Origin of the sequence: Pseudomonas sp. FYR_2 (assembly GCF_043106425.1) — a bacterium.
Taxonomy (GTDB): Bacteria; Pseudomonadota; Gammaproteobacteria; order Pseudomonadales; family Pseudomonadaceae; genus Aquipseudomonas; species Aquipseudomonas monteilii.
Genome location: NZ_JBICMM010000048.1, coordinates 61398 through 82386 on the forward strand (window position 1 = coordinate 61398; position 20989 = coordinate 82386).

Genomic DNA, 20989 nt, shown 5'->3' on the forward strand with positions numbered 1-20989 from the left:
CGCCACGGCCCCGCGAGGAGATTGCATGAGCCTGCCCGCCGCGTTCCTGCGTGATGCCGAGCGCCTGATACCCGCCGAACGCCGCTTCGACGACCCCACTTCCACCCTGGCCTTTGGCACCGACGCCAGCTTCTACCGGCTGATCCCCAAGCTGGTGGTGCGTGTCGAGTCCGAAGACGAAGTGGTCGGCCTGATCAAACTGGCCCAGCGCGAGCGGGTGCCGGTCACCTTCCGCGCCGCCGGCACCAGCCTGTCTGGCCAGGCCATCACCGACTCGGTGCTGATCGTGCTTGGCGATAGCTGGGGGGGTAAAGAAATTCGCGGCCAGGGCGAGCAGATCCGCCTGCAACCCGGCGTCATCGGCGCCCAGGCCAACGCCTGGCTGGCCCCCTTCGGGCGCAAGATCGGCCCGGACCCTGCCTCGATCAACGCCTGCAAGATCGGCGGCATCGTCGCCAACAACGCCAGCGGCATGTGCTGCGGCACCGCGCAAAACACCTACCACACCCTGGCCGGCCTGCGCCTGGTGCTTGCCGACGGCACCCGCCTGGACAGCGAAGACCCGGCCAGCGTGGCCGCCTTTGAACGCAGCCATGCCGACCTGCTGGAGGCGCTGGCCCGCCTGGGCCGCGAAACCCGCGCCAACACGGTACTGGCTGAGCGCATTCGGCACAAATACCGGCTGAAGAACACCACCGGCCTGTCGCTGAACGCACTGGTGGACTTCGACCAGCCGCTGGACATCCTGCAACATCTGTTGGTGGGTTCCGAAGGCACGCTGGGCTTTATCAGCGCCGTCACCTACGACACCGTGCCCGACCACCCGCACAAGGCCAGTGCCCTGCTGGTGTTCCCCAGTGTCGAAAGCTGCTGCCGCGCGGTCACCGTGCTCAAGCGCCAGCCGGTTTCGGCCGTGGAGCTGCTCGACCGCCGCAGCCTGCGCTCGGTGCAGAACATGCCCGGCATGCCACTGTGGGTAAAAGGCCTGTCGGACAACGCCTGCGCCCTGCTGATCGAGTCCCGCGCCGCCAGCCAGAGCCTGCTGCACGAGCAACTGCAACAGGTGATGGCCTCCATCGCCGATTTCCCGCTGGAACAACAGGTGGACTTCAGCGAAGACCCGGCCGTGTACAACCAGCTGTGGAAAATCCGAAAGGACACCTTCCCCGCTGTCGGCGCCGTGCGCCAGACCGGCACCACGGTCATCATCGAAGACGTGACCTTCCCCATCGAGCAGCTGGCCGAAGGCGTCAACCGCCTGATCCAGCTGTTCGACAAGCACCGCTATGACGAGGCGATCATTTTCGGCCACGCGCTGGAAGGCAACCTGCACTTCGTCTTTACCCAGGGCTTCAACAGTGCCGAAGAAATCGCCCGTTACCAGGCGTTCATGGACGACGTGGCGCAACTGGTGGCCGTGGAGTTCGGCGGCTCGCTGAAGGCCGAACACGGCACAGGGCGCAACATGGCGCCGTTCGTGGAGCTGGAGTGGGGCCATGACGCCTACCAGCTGATGTGGACGCTCAAGCGCCTGCTCGACCCCAACGGCATCCTCAACCCCGACGTGGTGCTGAGCGAAGACCCCGATATCCACCTGAAGAACCTCAAACCGCTGCCTGCCGCCGACGAAATCGTCGACAAGTGCATCGAGTGCGGCTTCTGCGAACCGGTGTGCCCGTCCAAGGGACTGACCCTCAGCCCGCGCCAGCGCATCGTCATGTGGCGTGACATCAAGGCCAAGCAGCGCGCCGGCATCGACACCCGCGAACTGATGCAAACCTACCAGTACCAAGGCATCGACACCTGCGCCGCCACCGGCCTGTGCGCCCAGCGCTGCCCGGTGGGCATCAACACCGGCGAACTGGTGAAAAAACTGCGTAGCCAAGCTGCCGACCACGGCAAGACCGCCGACTGGCTGGCCGAGCACTTCCACACCGCACTGGGCGGCGCCCGCCTGACCCTGACCGCCGCCAACACCGCACGCAAGCTACTCGGCGCCCCCCGCCTGGGCCGCCTGACCGCCTCGCTAAGTAAAGCCAGCAAAGGCCGCCTGCCCCAGTGGACGCCCGCGATGCCACAGCCGCTGCGCCCGCTGGACTTCGGCCCGGCCAGCAACGACGCCCGTCCCCGCGTGGTGTACCTGGCCGCCTGTGTTTCACGGGTGATGGGCCCGGCCTATGCCGACCGCGAGCAAAGTTCACTGCTGGACAAAACCCGTGCCCTGCTGGAAAAGGCCGGCTACCAGGTGGTGTTCCCCGACAACGCCGACAGCCTGTGCTGCGGCCAGCCGTTCGCCTCCAAGGGCTACCCCGAACAGGCTGAGCACAAGCGCCAGGAACTGATCAACGCCCTGCTGCACGCCAGCCGCGGCGGCCTTGACCCGATCTACTGCGACACCAGCCCCTGCACCCTGCGCCTGGTGCAAGACCTGGGCGAAACACGGCTGGACCTATACGACCCCGTGCGCTTCATCCGCACCCACCTGCTCGACCGCCTGGAGTTCACCCCCCAGGACGAGCCAGTGGCTGTACACGTGACGTGCAGCACGCAGCACCTGGGCGAAAGCCAGGCTTTGATCGACCTGGCGCGGCGCTGCAGCAAACAGGTGGTGATCCCGGAAGGCATTCACTGCTGCGGCTTTGCCGGCGACAAAGGCTTCACCACCCCCGAACTCAATGCCCACTCCCTGCGCAGCCTGAAGGATGCGGTGCAGTATTGCAGCGAAGGCATCTCCACCAGCCGCACTTGCGAGATCGGCCTGTCGAGCCACAGCGGCATCGACTACCACGGCCTTGTCTACCTGGTAGACCGCGTCACCCGGCCGCGCAGCATTTAGGCAGGAGGGGTTCGCCGTTAGGTTGGCGGCGCCTGTTAGACCGAGCGCCGCCCGCGCGGCGCATCGCGAGCTGCGCTCGCTCCTACGTTTGTTTCGGGCCAGCAACGCCTGTGACAGGCGCGCGCGACCGCCTTGTTTGTACGACACGATATCGAGCCAAGCGCCAAGGCGTTCGGGCGCAAATGGCACAGGAATTATTGGCCCGAAACAAACGTAGGAGCGAGCACAGCTCGCGATGCGCCGCGCGGGCGGCGCTCGATCGACCAGGCGCTAAAAAACCAAAGACAAACACCCAAAACCCACCACCATCCCGATTGAACCCTCGCCAATCCCCCACAGTCCACCTTACAGGCCCACCTTCCAGAGGCCCCAGAGGAGACACCCATGAAAGGTACCGCGCTTTCGGCCCTGTTCGCGGCCGCCACCCTGCTGGCTTCGCCAGTGTTTGCCGCCGATGACCTCTGCACCGCCAACCTGCAAAAGATCGACGACAGCATGGCCACCGCCGGCGCCACCTCCGAAGGCCTGGACAAGGCCATCACCGAGCACGTCGACAAAGCCAAGGCCGCCCAGGCCTCGGGCGACACCAAGGAATGCATCGCCATCACCAGCAAAGTGCTGGAGCGCCTGGAGAAAACCGAGAAAGGCGGCGGCACCGGCAGCGGTGGTGCGTAACCCTGAAAGCGGGCGACCAGACCGGCTGTCGACGTCGCCCGCACAATGGCGTATACTCCGCCTCACGTGCCGTAAGGTGCGTTAGCGTAACGCTAGTGTGGGGCCGATTAGGATTCGACGCCGGTAGCGAAACTCTAGGTGCATGCCGAGTTGGTAACAGAACTCGTAAATCCACTGTTGCAACTTTTATAGTTGCCAATGACGATAACTACGGCATGGAGTTCGATGGCCGCATCGCGGCTTAATTGACCCATTGCTTCTGGTAGCTTCGGCTCCAGCAATCACTAGGGGATGCCTGTAAACCCGAACTGATTGTCATACAGAACAGGATCGTCGCGTAGCACGTTGTGGGCGAAGTGACTAAAACTTACACAACTCATCCAAAGCACCCTGCCCGTCGGGCGGCTGCGGATTAAATCAGTAGACACGGCTAAGCATGTAGTACCGACAGCGGAGTACTGGCGGACGGGGGTTCAAATCCCCCCGGCTCCACCAAATGATCAATCAAAGACGTCCACGGACGTCTTTTTTTGTGTCTGGAAGCCAGTAAATACGCGGCCTCCAGCGCTTTTGCGGTCTTTCGAGAGTTTTTGAGTTCCAGCCATTTGGGTATTCCAGACGGTATTCCAGCTCATCCGCTGCTAATCTTTGGAATACCGAATCAGTGCTTGAGGACAATCTCATGCCTGCTCAAAACCTCCGCCTCTCCGATCGACAGCTCAAGGGAGTCAAACCCGCGTCCAAGGATTACGTCCTCACGGACGGTGACGGTTTGCAGCTCCGCGTACGCAGCAACGGCTCGTTGCTGTGGAATTTCAACTACCGCGAACCGGTGACCAAGAAGCGCATCAACATCGGCTTCGGGACCTACCCCGAACTGTCACTGGCGAACGCACGAAAGAAGGCAGTCGAAGCCCGCGAGCTGCTCGCTCAAGGCATCGATCCGAAGGTGCAGCGCAATACGTTGAATGAAGCCAAACGCGCGGAAACCGAACACACCTTCGAGAACGTGGCCACCGCGTGGTTCGAGCTTAAGAAGGACTCGGTCACCCCGGCCTACGCCGAGGACATCTGGCGGTCTCTCACACTGCACGTATTCCCCGATTTGAAGACGACACCACTCGCGAAAATCACTGCGCCGATGGTGATCGCACTGCTTCGCCCAATCGAAGCGAAAGGCAGCCTGGAGACGGTCAAGCGTCTTAGCCAGCGGCTAAACGAGATCATGACCTACGGCGTAAACTCCGGCCTGATCTTCGCCAACCCGCTCACCGGCATTCGGGCAGTATTCAAGAAGCCCAAGAAAGAAAACATGGCTGCGCTTCCGCCCGAAGAACTCCCCGAGCTCATGCTGGAGATCGCGAACGCCAGCATCAAACGCACCACTCGCTGCCTGATCGAATGGCAGTTGCACACGATGACTCGCCCCGCCGAGGCAGCGACTACTCGCTGGGCAGACATCGACTTTGAAAGGCGCGTTTGGACTATCCCTGCGGAGCGGATGAAGAAGCGCCGCCCACATAGCATCCCGTTGAGTGATCACGCTGTCGCACTGCTGGAGTCACTGAAGACTCACAGCGGTCATCGCGAGTACGTCTTCCCGGCCGATAGAAATCCACGCACTCACGCCAATAGCCAGACCGCCAACATGGCGTTGAAACGCATGGGTTTTCAGGATCGGTTGGTTAGCCACGGCATGCGCTCGATGGCCAGCACCATCTTGAATGAACATGGGTGGGACCCCGAACTCATTGAGGTCGCACTGGCGCATGTCGACAAGGATGAGGTGCGCAGCGCCTACAACCGAGCCGACTACATTGAGCGAAGGCGCCCGATGATGGCCTGGTGGAGTGAGTACATCCAGAAAGCCGCCACCGGCAGCCTGCTCGTCTCTGCATACGGCCAAGTCAGAGACAAGAACGTGGTGCCGATCCGCTAGCGCTATGCAGGCGCAATAACGGCAGCGACAACAACTGAGCGTTCAAGATTCAGGGAAAGCAGCCTCGTTTATCCGCTTGTCAGCACGGGTCCATCCAAACAGGGCTGCAAAGCCGCCCTGTTTGGATAGACCTCACTTTGAAGAGCTAAAAGCCACAACGTTGTCCGGGATTTACCACAGAATTCCACCGATGGATAACCGCTTTTCACGTCCCCAAGAGCGCTGAATTTCGGCCCTTGACCGGGTTTATCCACAGGCGTAGAACTGGCCGTGCAAACGCTGTCGATGACAGCACCCCAGGTGACCCGAACCTTAAAGGTCACGCCGCTCCCGCGGTGGTTCTCCCCAAGTACGATTCGCATCCGGCAGCTCGTGCGGTCACTACCCCATGTGATGGATGCTCTTACACATATGGCCCTCGTGCGCCAGTTACACCGTACCTCGCTGCTCTGCAGCAACCTATCCGCTTGGCCGAATCTTGCGCCAACCTGAGCCCGTCTCTTTCTTCTGGAAAGAGACGGGCACTTCTACCACTGCTGCAGCCCTGATCGCACATGGCTTTGCGGCAATCCCCCTCGTGACAATCGGCGTGACAAACGCCGATGTCACCAGCAACAGCGCTGTAGATGATGGTGCCGCAGACCAGGGACTGGACTGCACCTGACTGACAGTCAGGCATGCCCCGGTCATCTCATTGCTGCTTGCACATGGCTCAGGATCTCGCGGCACTGGTCTCGTCAGCCAATGCAGCCTCCGCCCGCGCACCGGTAACGGCGTTCAGGAGGCCAGATCATGAGATGCCCTTGCTCCCGGACGTAAGGAGCCGCCAGTCCCGCGTTAGAGGACATCCCCACAGGCCGCAGGGGCCTTGATCCCTGATAACACTCAACATTCTTGGCGGGATGACGTGGGGCGAGGATTAGAGAGCGGAAAGTGAGGTGACCGACATGGCATTGGTAGGTAGACGCGATGGTCGTAATTTCGGTTACGGCAGGCAATTGAGCTATGCAGGACCGCAAGCGCTGAAAGACATGTTCGCCGGTGGCCACTACGGCACGGTGAAGGCACACTGTGATCGGTGGCAGGCATTCGTAAAGTGGTGTCGTTCCGAACAGGGGCCCGGTATCAATGATGCGCGGCAGATTGATCGGAAAGTGTTGGGCGATTATGCGGCGTATCTGCGCGACGTGGTTCGGCGCGGTGACCTCGCCGTCAGCACCGCACAAAACCGGCTTTCCAGCGTTAACAGGACCATGGCGGCGCTTCGCGGTGATCAGTATGTGAAATTGCCCAGTCCGAGCAAGGCATTGGGTATGCAGCGCACCGGGGTTCGACAGTCGGTACCGCAAGGCCAAGACCGCGAACAGGTTAAGCAGATCGTCGATGCACTTTGCAGCCAATATCAGCTACGGGCCGCCGCGATTGTTCTGTTGGCGCGAGCCACCGGCATGCGCTTGCGTGAGGCTATCTTGGCTGACCTGCCACGACTAAGCCGTGAGGCTAACGACCTAGGCAGGATTAACATTCAGGAGGGCACCAAAGGCGGCCGCGCGGGTGCCTCGGCACCCCGCTGGATTTCGGTCGATGAGCATGTTCGAGGCGCACTCGGGTTTGCACGACAGGTATCACCTGCGAGTAGCCGCAACCTGATTGCTCCAGACGAAAGTTACCTGACCTTTCTGCAGGAAATCGTACGCCCTGCGCGGGACACCCTCCATGCACACAACCTCAATGGCTTCCATGAGCTAAGAGCGGCGTATGCCTGTGAGCGCTATGAGCAGATCACCCAACACCCCGCGCCAATCAATGGCGTCAAATGTTGCCAGGTAGATAGTAACCTTGATCGCGAGGCCCGGAGGCGAATTAGTTACGAGCTTGGGCACGGTCGGATCGACGTGGTCGCGGCCTACATTGGAGGACGGACATGAGCAAGCCATTCGATATGGAATTGTTCTTGGCTGGCGTGCTGACCGGCTCGCACGCAACCCGACAACGACATGTGCGACAGGCAAGGATCATCCAAGCCGAAATCGCAAAACGCTGGAAGCGAGCCACACCCTGGACTTGGCAAAGCAAGCACTTGACCTGGTTTCTCGATCAGCACCTTACACCGAACAGTCAGGCAACGCGCTATTACTACGTGCTGACAGCACGATTGCTCACTCGTCGCCTAGAAAAGCCATGGATATTCAATGGCTAAAAAGAGTATTCGTGAACCTAGAAGGACTTTCTTTCTGGAATCGAGCCCAGGCCTGCCACCTTCAGAGTCTGAAGGTTCCAAAATCCCAGCGCCCCATAAACACCCCATGCCCCCATAAAACGACACGTCAACGTATGGCTCAGAGCAGGATTTCATAGGTCAAGACCTGTTTCAGGTGTCGATTAGGCAGCGAGGTGGGTAGCTCTCATCACTAGCGGCAGGGGGTGATAATTTTTCACTCCTCCTTGCTCACTGTGCCAGCTGCGTCACATGCTGAGTTACATTGCCGTCATTCGTACCGTAACTGCCGCCTCCTCAGGACACGGCCCCTAATTCAGGGCCTAGCCCCTCCTGACCTTGGAATCACCTCACGACAGAACAATAGACTCTGCGTTAGCCAGGCCATCGTCAGATTCCAGATAGCGACTTCTCAGCTCAGCCACTCTGCGTTCATCCAAGCAGACAACATCGGTCAAGTGCTCGCGCTGCTCATGATCCGGGGGCTCAACAAAACCACGATCAAAGCGCAAACCGGCACGCGGGCTGAATATATAACGTGCATGAAAGTCCTGATCCAAAGTAGCATCAGACAATAGATGAATACGTATACAAAGCCCTTGCCCAAGTAGAGCCTCAAGCATCCTTCCATAATCGGCAGCAATAAGGTCAAGGCGACGGTCATCCGTGCTTTTTGCGGTAAAGATACTCAGCTCAACTAGTCGATGCTCCTGCTGGCGACAAAGATCAACCATTGCCTTCAACACCTTGCAGCACTTGGGCATGGCCTGAAAATATGGATCGACTAGAACAATACGATCAGAACTCAGCAACACATACCGCGCAGCGTCGGCCAAAGCTTGAGCATTGCGCTTAACCTGCACATCACGACGATTTTCAAACAGCGCCTCTTCAACCTCGGCTAAACAATGAAATCTCTCTGCATCGTGGTTATCCCGCACCAAGATTGCTGACAGACGCTCGCGCACACCATCTTGTTTGGCATTGGCGATCCAATCGTCACCATCAAACGGCAGCCCCAAGCGCACCAGCCGGTCATTCTGGGCTTGGCGCAGCTTCTCGACGATACGCGCCCGCTCCACATCCCCCATGCCGCGACGCTCACAGGCCTCAATCACCAAACGGGGCCAAGGCTTAGGAAAGCGTGCAATCAACAAGCCCTTGCTGTAGCTGAACTTCTCCAGTGCGTATTTCAAGTCTTGCCAGTTATTGATAGCGTCTGGCTCAATGGCAAATATAGCGTGCATCAGAACAACTCCTCACCACGCTCAGCAAAGAAGCCATTGGGCCAACGGCTGGTGAACTCTCCATAGCGATCAATTTCTATACGCGTGGCCTTTACCCCGCCTGTTGCCGTGTCGAGGTAGATAATCGACACATCCTCAGGTTTCAGCTGCTTAAGACCATTGGGCAAATCGCCCTCACTGCTTTCGCGAATACGGCGCAAGATCCGCAGAATCAGATGTTCGCTATGGGTCTCAATCAGGAAGTTGCATTGGCGATTGGCCTGGGTGAGCAAATCACCTATGCCCACCTGAATTCGTGGATGCACATGCAGCTCTGGCTGCTCGCAGGTCACAAGCCCCTGGCGCGCCACCACAGCCGCCACAATCAGCGGAAACAACTGTGAAATCCCTACACCAACCTCGGAAAAGGCTACCTCGCAATGCCGCGCGTCATCCCACAGCGCCCATTGATTGCGCACCTGCTCAATAACGGCACCCTTAGGGGCAACGCTATCAGGCGCTAGATCATGCAGAAGCGCTTTCAGCTTCTCCATGTCTAAAGGCGCTTTCTGCTCTGACGGATTGCCTTCCTCATTAGCACTGCTGAAGCTGATTTCGAGCTTATCGCCATGTGCATCGAGCATGGCGCGCAACTCGCCCAGACTGTCGTCACCACCGGAATACACGAACTTGCTCACCACCGACTTTGCACGCAGTGAATAGCCCAGGCCGAGATGCCCCATCCACTGGTTAATCTCGGCCAGCAAGGCGGGCGCTTTGTGCTGGCGGCTGAGCGAGCTGACCACATCCCAGGCAGCCGCGCCGCTGTACCAGTCTTTCTGCTCAGGGTAAGGATTAGGCTGGCGCAAGGCATCGGCCACCATGCGCAGCGGGCCGATGCACAGACTCTGATTAAGCAGTGTCAGCAGGTTATCTAACGGAGCTACCAACACATCCGAGAGAACTTCATGCAGCCGTGTGGTGATACGCGGGTCGTCGTGTTCGACTGTGGTTTCCAATCGTTTGCCCAGCAGCGGTAAGGCGCCAGAAAAGCCTTTAAAACCCAGCTCGGCATGGGTAAAGGTCATTTCAGGCATATGCCAGGAGTCGCGGCGACTGACCAGCTGGGTGGGGCGCTGAGCGTTTAATAGCTCATGCAAGACGCTTACAAAGCCTTCGGCTTCGCGCTCCGGAGCTTCGTCCAAATCCAGTTCGGCCAGCAAAGCGGGATGCTGGTAATTGAGCCAGGCCAGCACCGGTTGCTTCATCCCCGCATCGCTGGTCAGTTCAGCGATCAGCGTATCGTCCAGCCACAGCTTGTAGCAGGCCACATAGGCGGTTTCGGCCGATTTAGACCAGCCAATATGCAGCTCCACAGCAAAGCGAGCGGCATCGGCGGTTGGGCTATCGACTGTTAGGCCAAAGTCCTCGTTGATCAGCTCATACAGCTGGTTGTAGCTGGCCCCGATGCTGCCGCACTTATCGATCTGCAGCTTGATGACAATGCGCTTATTCAGATCACCGCCATTCACCAAGCTGGCAAAGCCGCCGATGTGTTTTTCGCCCAACACATCAATGCGCTGCGGGTCGCAGTGGCCTTTGGCGAGGATTTGCTGCAGATAGAACAGCGCCTGTAGCACCGAGCTTTTGCCGACGCTATTAGGCCCAAACATCAAGGTTACAGGCGCCAGCGCGATGGCTTGGGTGGCCTGAAAGGAACGAAAGTTGGTGAGGGCGATTTCTGTAATTCGCATTTTTTATGCCCTAGCTCAGCCTAAGGCCGGCAATGTCTTATTTGTAATTTTTAGGTGGCAATAGCTCTGCCGTTGCATGCGCTCACGCAGCCTCTGCATGGCTCGGACGCAAACCAAACCGCTTTCGGCTGGTTGTCATACCGAGCAGAGATCAAGGGACCAAAGTCAGCAGGTTCTCGACTAGCTCCTTAAGCTCCGAGCGCTGCTCAGCGCCCTCTTGGTACATCGAGCGCTGGAGAATCTGTTCTGCCGTCATGTGCGGCCAGAACTTGTCGATCACATCATCCGCTTTGACACGCACCGCCTGGCCGATGATTTTCTTAGCGTCACAGGTATCGGTGAAGGTCACTCTGACACCCGTTCGAGCATCAATCATGTCAGGGCACAGGTAGTTCTCGATTTCTCGTTTGCGAGTCGAGTAGAAGGAGCGCCCGCGTGCTTCGACTTCCTGTTTGCGCTTTGCGATTGAAGCGACCTGCTCCGGGCTGCCGCCGATGTCGGAGTCCAGGAACACACACCAAGGTAGCCCGAGGTCATCGGCGAGATTGAGGGTGACCCAGTGCTTCACGCTGCCACAGCCACCAATCAGAATCGGAACAATGCCGGCATCCTCAAGACTGGACTGGAGATGTCCGCCAGCCTTCAGGGTATTGGCCGCATGGCGGAGGAAGGTGACGTCTGATTTACCTTCTACCAGCACGACGCCTTTCGCCCGCTCCATCCCTGTTTCGGGGAGCACACCCAGACTCTCGGCGGCCTCCTTGAGCACATCGTCATCGGGCATCTTGACGACAGGGATACAGTTCTCATCCTTGGTGACATAGCGGACGCCATCGATGGGCATCAGGCCGGCCAGGGCGGGGACGTGGGTGGTGACGATGATCTGCCGGTTGGGCTGGTTGGAAAGTTCCAGCAGCGCCTTCATCAGCATCATCTGGTAGTTCGGGTGCTGGGAGGTTTCCGGTTCTTCGATGGCATAGATCACGTTGCGCGGGCTACCAACAGCAGCCTTCTCGGCCTCGGCGCGGAAGAAATTCAGCAGGATCAGGCGGCGCACGCCGCTGCCGCGCTTGTTGATGGGGATGCCGTTCTCACCGTCCAGGGTGAAGCTGAAACTCCACTTGGGCTTTTCCTTGAAGCGCGGGGTTAGCTCGTTGGCCAGCTCGGGGGCCATTTCCCGCAGTTTGTCGAGGGTGCGGGTGGCGACATCCAGCACACTGGCTTCGATCTGCTGTTCCAGCGCGCTGATCTGATCCTGCAGGGCGGCCTGAGCCTCCTTGACCGCCTGCTGCAGCGGGTTCTTGGCCTCAGCGTCGCCATCACTGCTTTCACGATCCGCCTTGAACAGGGCGAAGGTGGGCAGCTGAGCCTCAATTTTTTCCCAGATGGATTTGCTGTCAGTCGAAAGCCCTTTGCTGACGTCGAGCAGCATCTCCTGACAGGCGATGGGCTGTGCTGCCGCACGGATCGCCTGCCGCCACTGCGAAGCCACGCGCTTGTCGGCCACCTGGTCGGCAATACCTTGCTGCTCGCCGAGCTTTTTCAAATCGGCCATCTTGAGGCTAAGCAGGGTTGCCAGCTCGGCATCCGCTGGGTGCTGACAGCGGATGGCGGTGCGCTCCAGCTTGCCGGTGCTCGCCTTAAAGGTTTTGACGATCTCCAGCGCCCCCCCGGCGTTGAGCAGGTACTCCTGGGCCAAGGACGTCTCGGCATCTTCATCCAGCACCAGCGCCTCAGGCAGGCCGTTGAACTCACAGGCAATCTCGAACTGCTCGGCACCCTCGGCCAGGCTAAAGCAGTTCATATCGCTTTTATCGGCCTTGACGTCGCCGCTCTCGAAGAAGATGGCCAGGGCTTCGAGGATGGTCGACTTACCATAGTCATTGCGACCGACGATGCCGGTCATGGCTTCGTCGAAGGGAATAACCGTGGTGGCGCGGTAGCCGCGAAAATGGATAAGCTTGACGGACTTGAGGCGCATGTGGATTTCCTTATCTACAGCTGACCGGTAAAGGCTTTTTGGGTAATCGCTTTAAATAAGCTTTCCTCAGATTCCGACTGCATCTTTTTGATACTCGCCAAAACGGAACCTCTAATATTTTCGTACCTCTTTTGCTCCTGAATCGGAGGAATTGGGAGCATAAGCTCCTTCAATTGCTTTGCAGTGAGCTGAGGAACAGCTGCGCCTTGCCCAATGCCTTGAAGATGATTTTTTATCGCCTTCGAGACAAGCAAATCATGCAGGAATATATTTCCGATACCTGCGCCAGGTCTAATTATCATCATCTGAGCATTGATAAAGGCTTTTTCATGCTCACAGTCAAAAACACAACAAGACCCCAATGTTCCGCGAAGCGTGATAATCAGATCGCCCTTTCTGGCCTTACCCCGAGACAAAGCTGTGTATTTGTCTTCCGTGATGTACTGGCAAGATTCAAGCCTTAAGGTATCTGAGACTATATTTTTCGTACTTAAGAACAACACTCCTTCTGAAACAAGATCGTCACCACTTGGATATGCAGATGAACGATCACCATTTTCAAAAGTTGAAATTTGCCCTAGTGGCTTAACCTCCCACCCCTTAGGGTTGGTCACCGGGTCGCCGAACATGTCCAGAAATACGGTGCGGAGGAAGTCGTCGGCGAGCTGGATGGCTTGATGGCGTTTGCGGCGGATGGCGTCGGCCTTGTCGAGGATGGCGGCGATGCGCTTTTGTTCGGGTAGGGGTGGGAGGGGGATTTCCAATCCAGCCAAGTTTCCGCGAGAAATTCTTTGTCTCGTTGTACCAGTAACATGCCGATCTATCTGGTTTCTGAAGCGCTCTGAATTTATCAGATGCATCAGCCATCTGTTATCAACCCTTTCCGAGTCAGGGCGCACGATACAAATATCAACGACCGTAACACATCTACCCATATCCTCAGGAAAGATACACGCACGGCCAATTGGGTCTGGCATTCGCGCGACTAAAATATCTCCAGCCTGGAGGTACGAGCACTTCAGCTCATCCGCCCTCTTAGAGGTCATAAATCGATTCGATTTATTAACAAACTCACCAACTCCGATGTCCGCCAGTTGGATTAGCCTTACATCACCTTCAGGGTCTTGATCTTTGCTTTCTACCCAATCGCCATCAGAAAACAAGCCCGAGCGACTGATAGCCTCACTAAACTTAATTACCGGCCAAATCACAGCATCCCCTCCAACGCATCCAGATCCGCCAGGATCTCCTGCTCCAGCCCTTTGAGCCGTTGCAGAATCACCTTCGGGTCCTCAAAGGCTTCCTGCTGGTACTCCACTTCCTTGTAACGGTTGATGGAGAGGTCGTACTTGTTGGCGGCGATATCTTCGGCGGCTACGACAAAAGCCTTTTTGCGCTTGTCGCCGAACAGAGTGTTGATGGTGCTGGCGCTGAAATTGCCTTCGACCATCTGCCGGTATTTGTGCCACTGGGCGATGGCGTCGGGCAGGTCGTTGCTGCCCTCGCCTTTCAGCTCGGTGCGCTTATCATCCAATGAGTAGCCGTCGGCCTGCAGGTCGTAGAACCACACACGCTCAGTCGTGCCACCTTTGGTGAAAATCAGGATGGCAGTACTAACGCCGGCATAAGGCTTAAATACACCACTGGGCAGGCTGACAATGCCTTCCAGCTGGTTGTTGTCGAGCAGCTCCTGGCGCAGTTGCTGATGCGCCTTGGAGGAGCCGAACAGCACGCCGTCCGGCACGATGACGGCGGCGCGGCCACCGAGCTTGAGTAAGCGGAGGATATGAGCGACGAACAGCAGCTCGGTCTTTTTGGTTTTCACCAAGCCGAGCACGTCGGGGTTGGTGTTGGTTTCATCCAGGCTGCCTTTAAACGGCGGGTTGGCCAGCACGACGTCGAAGAAGTCCTGCTCCTGACGCGGGTAGTGCTCCTTGATAGATTTGCTCAGGGAGTCCTGGTAGCGGATGTTCGCGCCGTTCACGCCATGAAGCATCATGTTCATGCTGGAGACACGCAGCATCGTGGTGTCGAAATCGAAGCCCCAGAACATCTCGCTGTTGATGTGCTGACGGCAGGGTTCGAGCAGGTCACCAGAATAGTGCAGGTTGCCGTCTTCGTCGGTGAAGGTACCTTCCGGGCTGGAATGGACGCGGTTGAGGTATTCCATGGTTCGGGCGAGGAAGCCAGCGGTGCCGCAGGACGGGTCGCAGATAACCTCAATGGGCTGCGGGGCGATAAGCTCGATCATCGCATCGATGATATGGCGCGGCGTACGGAATTGGCCGTTGATGCCGGCAGTGGTAAGTTTGCTCAGCAAGTATTCGTAGATATCGCCCTTCACGTCGCTCTGAGTCAGCGGCAGGTCGTTCACCATCTCCACGGCCGAGGTGAGTACAGACTCGTTCTTGATCTCCAGATCGGCGTCCTGCATATATTCGCTGATATGACCAAGACCTTCGCGCTCACCGCCCTCGCCCTCGGCGCTGCCAAGTTGGGCGAAGAACGGATAGACCTTTTTCTTGAGGTGGCTGTGCAGTTCCTTGCCGCTCATGTTGCGAAAGTTCTTCCAGCGCAGCAGTTGGCCTTCTGGTGTATCGGGAAACAGACGGTCGAAGGCCTTGCCGGTGCGGTTAGCCTTGCGCTCGGCCACGTCTTCCTGCATGTCGAGCATGCGGGCGAACATCAGGTAGCTGATCTGTTCGATCACTGTCAGCGGGTTGGTGATACCGCCAGTCCAGAATTTTTCCCAGAGCTTGTCGATATCGTTGCGGATTTTGCCGGTAAGCATTTCAAATACTTCTCTTGGTCATAATTCGGGGTTGTTGCTGTGCAGTCGCCTACCCTGGCGCAACGCCGCAGCGGTGTAACCCAGCAGCGCCGAGCCTAGTGCGAGCACTGCTCTGATAGCAATCATATTCTTCGTCCAATGGCTGGCTTGCATGGTCACTCCTGATTGCCAGGCGGAGAATTTGTCTCGCGAAGAAATGGTTTAAGCACCGCGACCAACTGATCAACATCTGTCGGCTTGAACACACCGTCGATTCCGTCATGGGAAATGCTGTTGAACGGTGCGTCGTACAGTGTTTCGATCACAATGCTGCCGTGTTGGGCGATGTAATTCTTCAACAGGTTCATGAAGCGCACCTGCTGAGCTGTGAGGGTTGGATGGGCGTGCAGGAAGCTTTTGAAGTGCTCTTCGATAGCTTGAGAATCCAGACCTATGATCTCGCGCACAGTCACGTGCAGTTGTGCTGCAGTGCGGCCGTAGAACTCATTCAATAAATCCAGACTTACACCCGGATGACTGGTCAGAATGGTCGAGGTCAGGGTCTTCAGGTCCGCCTCGGCAATCGGCTCACCTTTATGAATTTTCTGCAAAATGGGGTTAGCTGCGAGCATGCCGTCAAGAATGCCCTTGAGTCGGCGACGATAAAGCATGGCCTCATTGGCGCCAGTGATGTAAACCCGACGCTCTTCAGCCAGTACGTTGTCGTCCTTGGCCTTGGTAATCGCAGTTCCGTAGCTTGCAGAGCTGCCCGTCTGCCGATATTTCATAATGCCGCGCAGCTCCTTACGGGCGTGCTCCAGCTTGTCGATACTCGGCTGTTGCCAAAAATCGGCACTGCGCACCTCCGCAAGAATCGCATCCTTCTGGCGCACAGCTTGGATGTTCACAGCCAGCTTATCCAGCTCAGCCAGCAGCACAATTTTTCCGTCTTCGAAGCAACTGGCCTGCTCCACCAGACAACGCTGAATACCGGCAACAAGCTTGTCCAGCGCAGTGGCGTGCTTGTCACTCAACACCCGAGCGGCCATCAGCGGCGCAATGGTGTCACTGAGCAGGTGCTGGGTCTTAGCGTCGAAGCGCTTCAGAAGATCGGTCTGCTGCAATTGGTGAACGTTGCGCAACTCACGCCTTACCGCCACACTGGTCTCTGGCAAATCGTTGATATCCGCACGCAGCAACTCAATAGCGGTATCGAAAGCCGCAGCATGATTGAGCCTAAGCGCAACCTGAGCCAATCCAAGGCGAGCCTCGAAGGTGGTCTGCAGAAGGGACTTTCCGCCTGTGTCTTCCGGCTCCTGGTACTCCTGCTCGAAGAAGTCGAAGTTTCCGTAGTGATCGAAGATCAGGAACTCTTCCTTGTCCTTGCCACGGCCGAATAGGTTGGGTCGCAGTCGTGTGCCTCGGCCAATCATCTGCCAAAATTTCACCCAAGACTTTACCGGCTTGGCGAAAACGAGATTGACCACTTCTGGCACGTCGATACCTGTGTCCAGCATGTCTACCGAAATGGCAATGCGAAAGTCGTTGTCCGGTTTCTTGAATTCCTTGATTAGAGTGTCCACATGCGCAATTCCGTTGTGGATCACCTTGCAGACCTTAGCGCCATATTGCGGGTAGAGCTTACAGAAGAGCTTCTCCAGGTGCTCGGCGTGGTCCTGCCGCTGGGCGAAGACGATGGTCTTGCCGACCAAAGAGCCAGTTTCATCCTTGATGCCGTTGTTGATCAGGTTTTCCAGAATGATTCGATCAGTATCCGCACTGAAAATCTTGCGACCAATATCCTTACCAGCAACGGTAGTGCGCTTAGCTTCCTCTTCGCCAAGGTCCTCTTCTAGCTGGCGCTTCTGCTCGTCACTCAGATCCCTGTAATGGATGCCATCACGTAGAAAATCAGTGGTTAGATCCTTGACGCGGAACGGCACCAGATAAGGTGGATCGTTGTTGATGGCTGCGTCCAGCCCGAATTCGAAGGTAGGGTCGGTGATCTCGCAGTCGAAGATGTCAAAGGTATTACGGCTTATGAACTTCACTGGCGTAGCGGTGAGGCCAACCTGTAGAGCATCAAAGTAATCGAATAGATCACGGTACTTGTTGTAAATACTGCGGTGACTCTCGTCGGCGATGATCAGGTCGAAAAAACCTACATCGAGTTGGGAAAAGCGGTTCATCATCCCTGGATAGGTAGCGATGTAGATGCGCGCTGTCTGATCCACTTTGTTGGTTTCGCCAATGACGCAGCGCGGCTCGCTGGGCAAATTCTGCTTGAACGCGTCGTCAGCCTGGACTCGCAGTTCCTTGCGGTCACAGAGAAATAACACACGCTTAGCCCAGCTGGTACGTAGCAGCAGTTCAGCCAGGGCAATGGCAACACGAGTTTTTCCTGTACCGGTAGCTTGAATGATCAGAGCCTTGCGACGTTGCTTCTGAAAATGCGCAGCAACGGTCTTGATCGCCTCGATCTGGTAGGGGCGGTCGGCAATTTTCAATTCAGGGTTATGCTGCTCAAGCTCGGCAATACGGTACTGGCGTTGGTAGGCCAAGTATTCGAGGCTGCTCTTGCTGTAGAAACCATACACCGGGCGATAGGTGTTGTACTGCTTGTCGTCCCAGACGAAAGTCTCGTAGCCGTTGCTGTAGAAGATTACCGGGCGCCGCATGCCCATGTTCACGAATCCGTTGGCATACATGCGTGCTTGTTCACGCCCTGCCTGGAGGCTGACGTTGCCAGACCGCTTAGCTTCGATTACCGCCAACGGCTGACCGTCGTCCCCCCAAAGCACGTAATCGGCACGTCCCTTCCCGGAGGTATTACCTTGGAAGTCGACCTCCACCTCGCGGCCGACCTGTTCAGGGTTACTGATGTCCCAGCCAGCCTGAAGCAACATGGCGTCGATGAGCAAAGCCCGCGTCTTCGCCTCGTCCCATTGCAGGCTGTCGGCAACCTGCTGGCTCTGCTGCTGGCGCACGTGCAGCTCGGCATCTGCTGGGCGCTCCAGCTTGTCGATGTTACGGGTTCGCTCTTGCTCCAGCTTGTCCATCACGCGCTGGAGCTCTTCCTGCTGCTGATTCAGCTCTTTTTGATAGGTAGCGACGGTCTTTTGCAACGTGGCCAAAGTCGCCGTCGGGTCCTGCACCTCAGCAAACTCAGGAATGTCTGCCTGAGTGGTGCCCTGATATTTCATAGCCATATACATGGCCAGTTGGTACGCCGTCTTCAGGGCCTGTTGCGCATTGCGCAGGTCACCTTCCCCTCCATGCGCGGTGTCGTTCCCCTGAATACGCAGGAAATTGAGCTGGTAAACCAGCGGCTTGCTTACACAGTCGACAAAGACCGGATCCTTAACCAGCTCGTAAAAGGTGGCCTGCGGCACACGGGGCAGTGTTTCATGCTTATAGATAGCCTTGGTCATCTCTTCGGCAAAGCTACGAAGTCGCGTGAGCGCACTGCCCGGGTCGACGTGAAGTACGGCCTCCGCCAAGCCAGCGAGATTTGCCAGCAACTCGTTGCCAGGTCGGAGGAATTCGAAATTGACAGATTTCATATATGCGATCTTATCCATGTCGGTCTTATAGCGAAGACCATGCCAATGTTTATTCGACGTCGTACTTTTCCATCCAATTACTGAGTGTCTGCTGGCTTTTCAAGCCCAGCAAACTGGCGGCTCGCGTCTTGTTACGGCCCGTCAGCGCCAGCGCCTTACGCAGGTAGCCATTGGCAAGCTCTGAAATTATCCCTTGCAAATCAATACCTTGAGAAACATCGCGGGAACAAATGTCCACATAATCCTGAGGGAACTGGAACAGCGCCTGGTCGATATCCGCCCCATCAATGACATCGCCCTGACTCCACAAGGCGGCACGAAGCAGCACAGATTGAAGTTCGCGAACGTTGCCACGCCAAGGGTGGCTCAAGATAAGTTTCTTTGCTTCAGCGGAAATTTTCTTACCTGCCAACGAAAAGTCTTGCTCGGCCAAGCTGGCAAGCAGCGTGTCGGCCAACAGGAACAGATCTCCTTCCCGCTCTCTCAGCGGCGGCAAGTGAATAACCCCAACGGCTATCCGGTAGAACAGATCCTCACGGAATCGCCCATGCGCCACTTCCTGCATGAGGTTTCGATGAGTCGCCGTGATCAATCGCACATCCACCTTCTGCTCCTGGCTTGCGCCAACCGGAACAAAGGTCCCGCTCTGCAGTACCCGTAACAGCCGCACTTGCACATCTGGCATCAGCTCACCGAACTCATCCAAGAACAATGTGCCACCGTGTGCCTGCTGGAACACCCCGTCTCGGCTCTCAATCGCACCAGTGAACGCCCCTTTGCGATGACCAAACAAGGTAGCGTCGATGAGTTCCGGGACTATTGCTCCGCAGTTGACGGCGATGAAAGGGGCAGCGGAACGGGGGCCGGCATTGTGGATGGCTCTGGCAAACAACTCCTTACCCGTTCCAGTTTCACCGTAGATCAAGACAGGGACCTGCTTTTGCGCAAGTACATTCGCTTGCGCTTTGAGCATCGTCATCCGTGCACTTTGCGTGACAATGCTATCGAACGCCGCGTTGCCTGGCGCGTCGTGGTCTGCCAATCGCAGCAGCTTACTACTCGTCATGCCGCTGGCGGCAGGCAAGTACTCGGCCGCAATTTCAAACGGCACATCTACCTGCTGCACACCTTGCTCAAGCGAGGATTGGTAAAAGGTGGCGGGATAGCTGGTTTTGCCCAGCAGTATCCACACTGCCTGCATGGCAGGTGTACCTGGGCTGAGCAAAATTGACAGATCCATGCGAGCAGCAAACAAACGCTGCAAATGCTTGCTTGCGGACTGATAGATGTCTCCAAAGTGAACTGGAGAACTCAAAGTCTCATGGTAAGCTTGGACGGGAAGATCAACACGCTTGCGGAGCCATGCAAGATAGGGCTCAACACGATCCGGTGGATACGAACAAAGCAGATCAACTCGATCAAACTTTTCCGCCGTTAACGTCGACATGATCGGTCCGATCTCATCCCCGCTTACAGCTTTCAGATCGTTGCCGCCCACCCAGCATATCAAGGCACGCTGCTTACTCGACACTATCCCTGTTCCTCCGGCTAAATACCGAGGCGAATACTAGCATTTAGCCAGGCAGGCTGACATGCGCAATGCCGCGCGCTTGTTCAATGCATTCAATGTGCGCTGGGCTCTCGAGGGAGTGAGCGGCATCCTCAATCAGCCCTTGATCCACTAAGGCAGTGTAGCAATCACTAAAGCACAACCCCGCACTAGGGCGAACGACGAACGCGTTATTCCAAATGGCATTCCATGAAAATATCGAACCTCAGATTTCTGATATTCAACATAAGGATAGCCTTTCATTTCAGCTTCCCCCGGCACTTACCGCGCGCCGCTCAACCATTCTTGCCACCTTCAGCGCGAAGCCCACCCAACTGCATCACTACCCCCTCTGCATTCCCCCTGCCCGAGCCTTACCCCCCACAACCATGGCAAACCGCCATCAAAACAAGGTAAATTCGCCACATAAATGGCGTCAACAATCGCCACCCCGTTCAACAAGACAAGGACGTAGCGA

Annotated in this window: 12 protein-coding genes and 1 other RNA gene; 6 read left to right on the forward strand and 7 right to left on the reverse strand. The window is 57.1% G+C overall.

What is annotated here, in order from left to right:
* Positions 1–25: 25 nt before the first annotated feature.
* The 6 genes from ACF8R4_RS21240 to ACF8R4_RS21265 all read left to right on the forward strand — a co-directional run bounded on the left by ACF8R4_RS21240 (position 26) and on the right by ACF8R4_RS21265 (position 7650).
* Entirely contained in the window at positions 26–2836 is a 2811-nt protein-coding gene (locus ACF8R4_RS21240; protein ID WP_392493392.1) for an FAD-binding and (Fe-S)-binding domain-containing protein, read from the forward strand.
* Positions 2837–3220: 384 nt separating this feature from the next.
* Positions 3221–3511: a hypothetical protein gene (locus ACF8R4_RS21245; RefSeq protein ID WP_060498458.1), complete on the forward strand. Its 291-nt coding sequence runs from the start codon at positions 3221–3223 to the stop codon at positions 3509–3511.
* Positions 3512–3610: 99 nt separating this feature from the next.
* Positions 3611–4006, forward strand: a transfer-messenger RNA (tmRNA) gene (gene ssrA, locus ACF8R4_RS21250).
* A 187-nt stretch (positions 4007–4193) separates the two neighbouring features.
* Positions 4194–5450: an integrase domain-containing protein gene (locus ACF8R4_RS21255; RefSeq protein WP_392493394.1), complete on the forward strand. Its 1257-nt coding sequence runs from the start codon at positions 4194–4196 to the stop codon at positions 5448–5450.
* Positions 5451–6397: 947 nt separating this feature from the next.
* The gene (locus tag ACF8R4_RS21260; RefSeq protein WP_392493396.1) at positions 6398–7378 is read left to right on the forward strand and encodes an integrase domain-containing protein; all 981 of its coding nucleotides are present in this window, start codon (positions 6398–6400) and stop codon (positions 7376–7378) included.
* Complete coding sequence (locus tag ACF8R4_RS21265) at positions 7375–7650, forward strand: hypothetical protein (protein ID WP_253132548.1); 276 nt, start codon at positions 7375–7377, stop codon at positions 7648–7650. The genes ACF8R4_RS21260 and ACF8R4_RS21265 overlap by 4 nt, the downstream gene beginning before the upstream one ends.
* A 368-nt stretch (positions 7651–8018) precedes the next feature.
* Here the strand turns inward: ACF8R4_RS21265 and ACF8R4_RS21270 are convergent, their stop codons facing one another.
* The 7 genes from ACF8R4_RS21270 to ACF8R4_RS21300 form a co-directional block, all read right to left on the reverse strand.
* Complete coding sequence (locus tag ACF8R4_RS21270) at positions 8019–8915, reverse strand: hypothetical protein (protein WP_253132547.1); 897 nt, start codon at positions 8913–8915, stop codon at positions 8019–8021.
* Complete coding sequence (locus ACF8R4_RS21275; protein WP_392493397.1) at positions 8915–10648, reverse strand: AAA family ATPase; 1734 nt, start codon at positions 10646–10648, stop codon at positions 8915–8917. The genes ACF8R4_RS21270 and ACF8R4_RS21275 overlap by 1 nt, the downstream gene beginning before the upstream one ends.
* 151 nt (positions 10649–10799) lie before the next feature.
* Complete coding sequence (locus tag ACF8R4_RS21280) at positions 10800–12629, reverse strand: AAA family ATPase (RefSeq protein WP_392493399.1); 1830 nt, start codon at positions 12627–12629, stop codon at positions 10800–10802.
* Positions 12630–12643: 14 nt separating this feature from the next.
* Complete coding sequence (locus ACF8R4_RS21285) at positions 12644–13840, reverse strand: restriction endonuclease subunit S (RefSeq protein ID WP_392493401.1); 1197 nt, start codon at positions 13838–13840, stop codon at positions 12644–12646.
* Positions 13837–15420 carry a class I SAM-dependent DNA methyltransferase gene (locus ACF8R4_RS21290; protein ID WP_253132540.1) on the reverse strand — a complete coding sequence of 528 codons (1584 nt, stop codon included), beginning with the start codon at positions 15418–15420 and terminating at the stop codon, positions 13837–13839. Before ACF8R4_RS21290 ends, ACF8R4_RS21285 begins: the two co-directional genes overlap by 4 nt.
* A 155-nt stretch (positions 15421–15575) precedes the next feature.
* Positions 15576–18962 (reverse strand): DEAD/DEAH box helicase family protein, encoded by a 3387-nt coding sequence (locus tag ACF8R4_RS21295; RefSeq protein WP_392493476.1) that lies wholly within the window; start codon positions 18960–18962, stop codon positions 15576–15578.
* A 49-nt stretch (positions 18963–19011) separates the two neighbouring features.
* On the reverse strand, positions 19012–20493 hold the full coding sequence (locus tag ACF8R4_RS21300; RefSeq protein WP_392493403.1) for a sigma-54 interaction domain-containing protein: 1482 nt from the start codon (positions 20491–20493) through the stop codon (positions 19012–19014).
* Positions 20494–20989 lie beyond the last annotated feature (496 nt).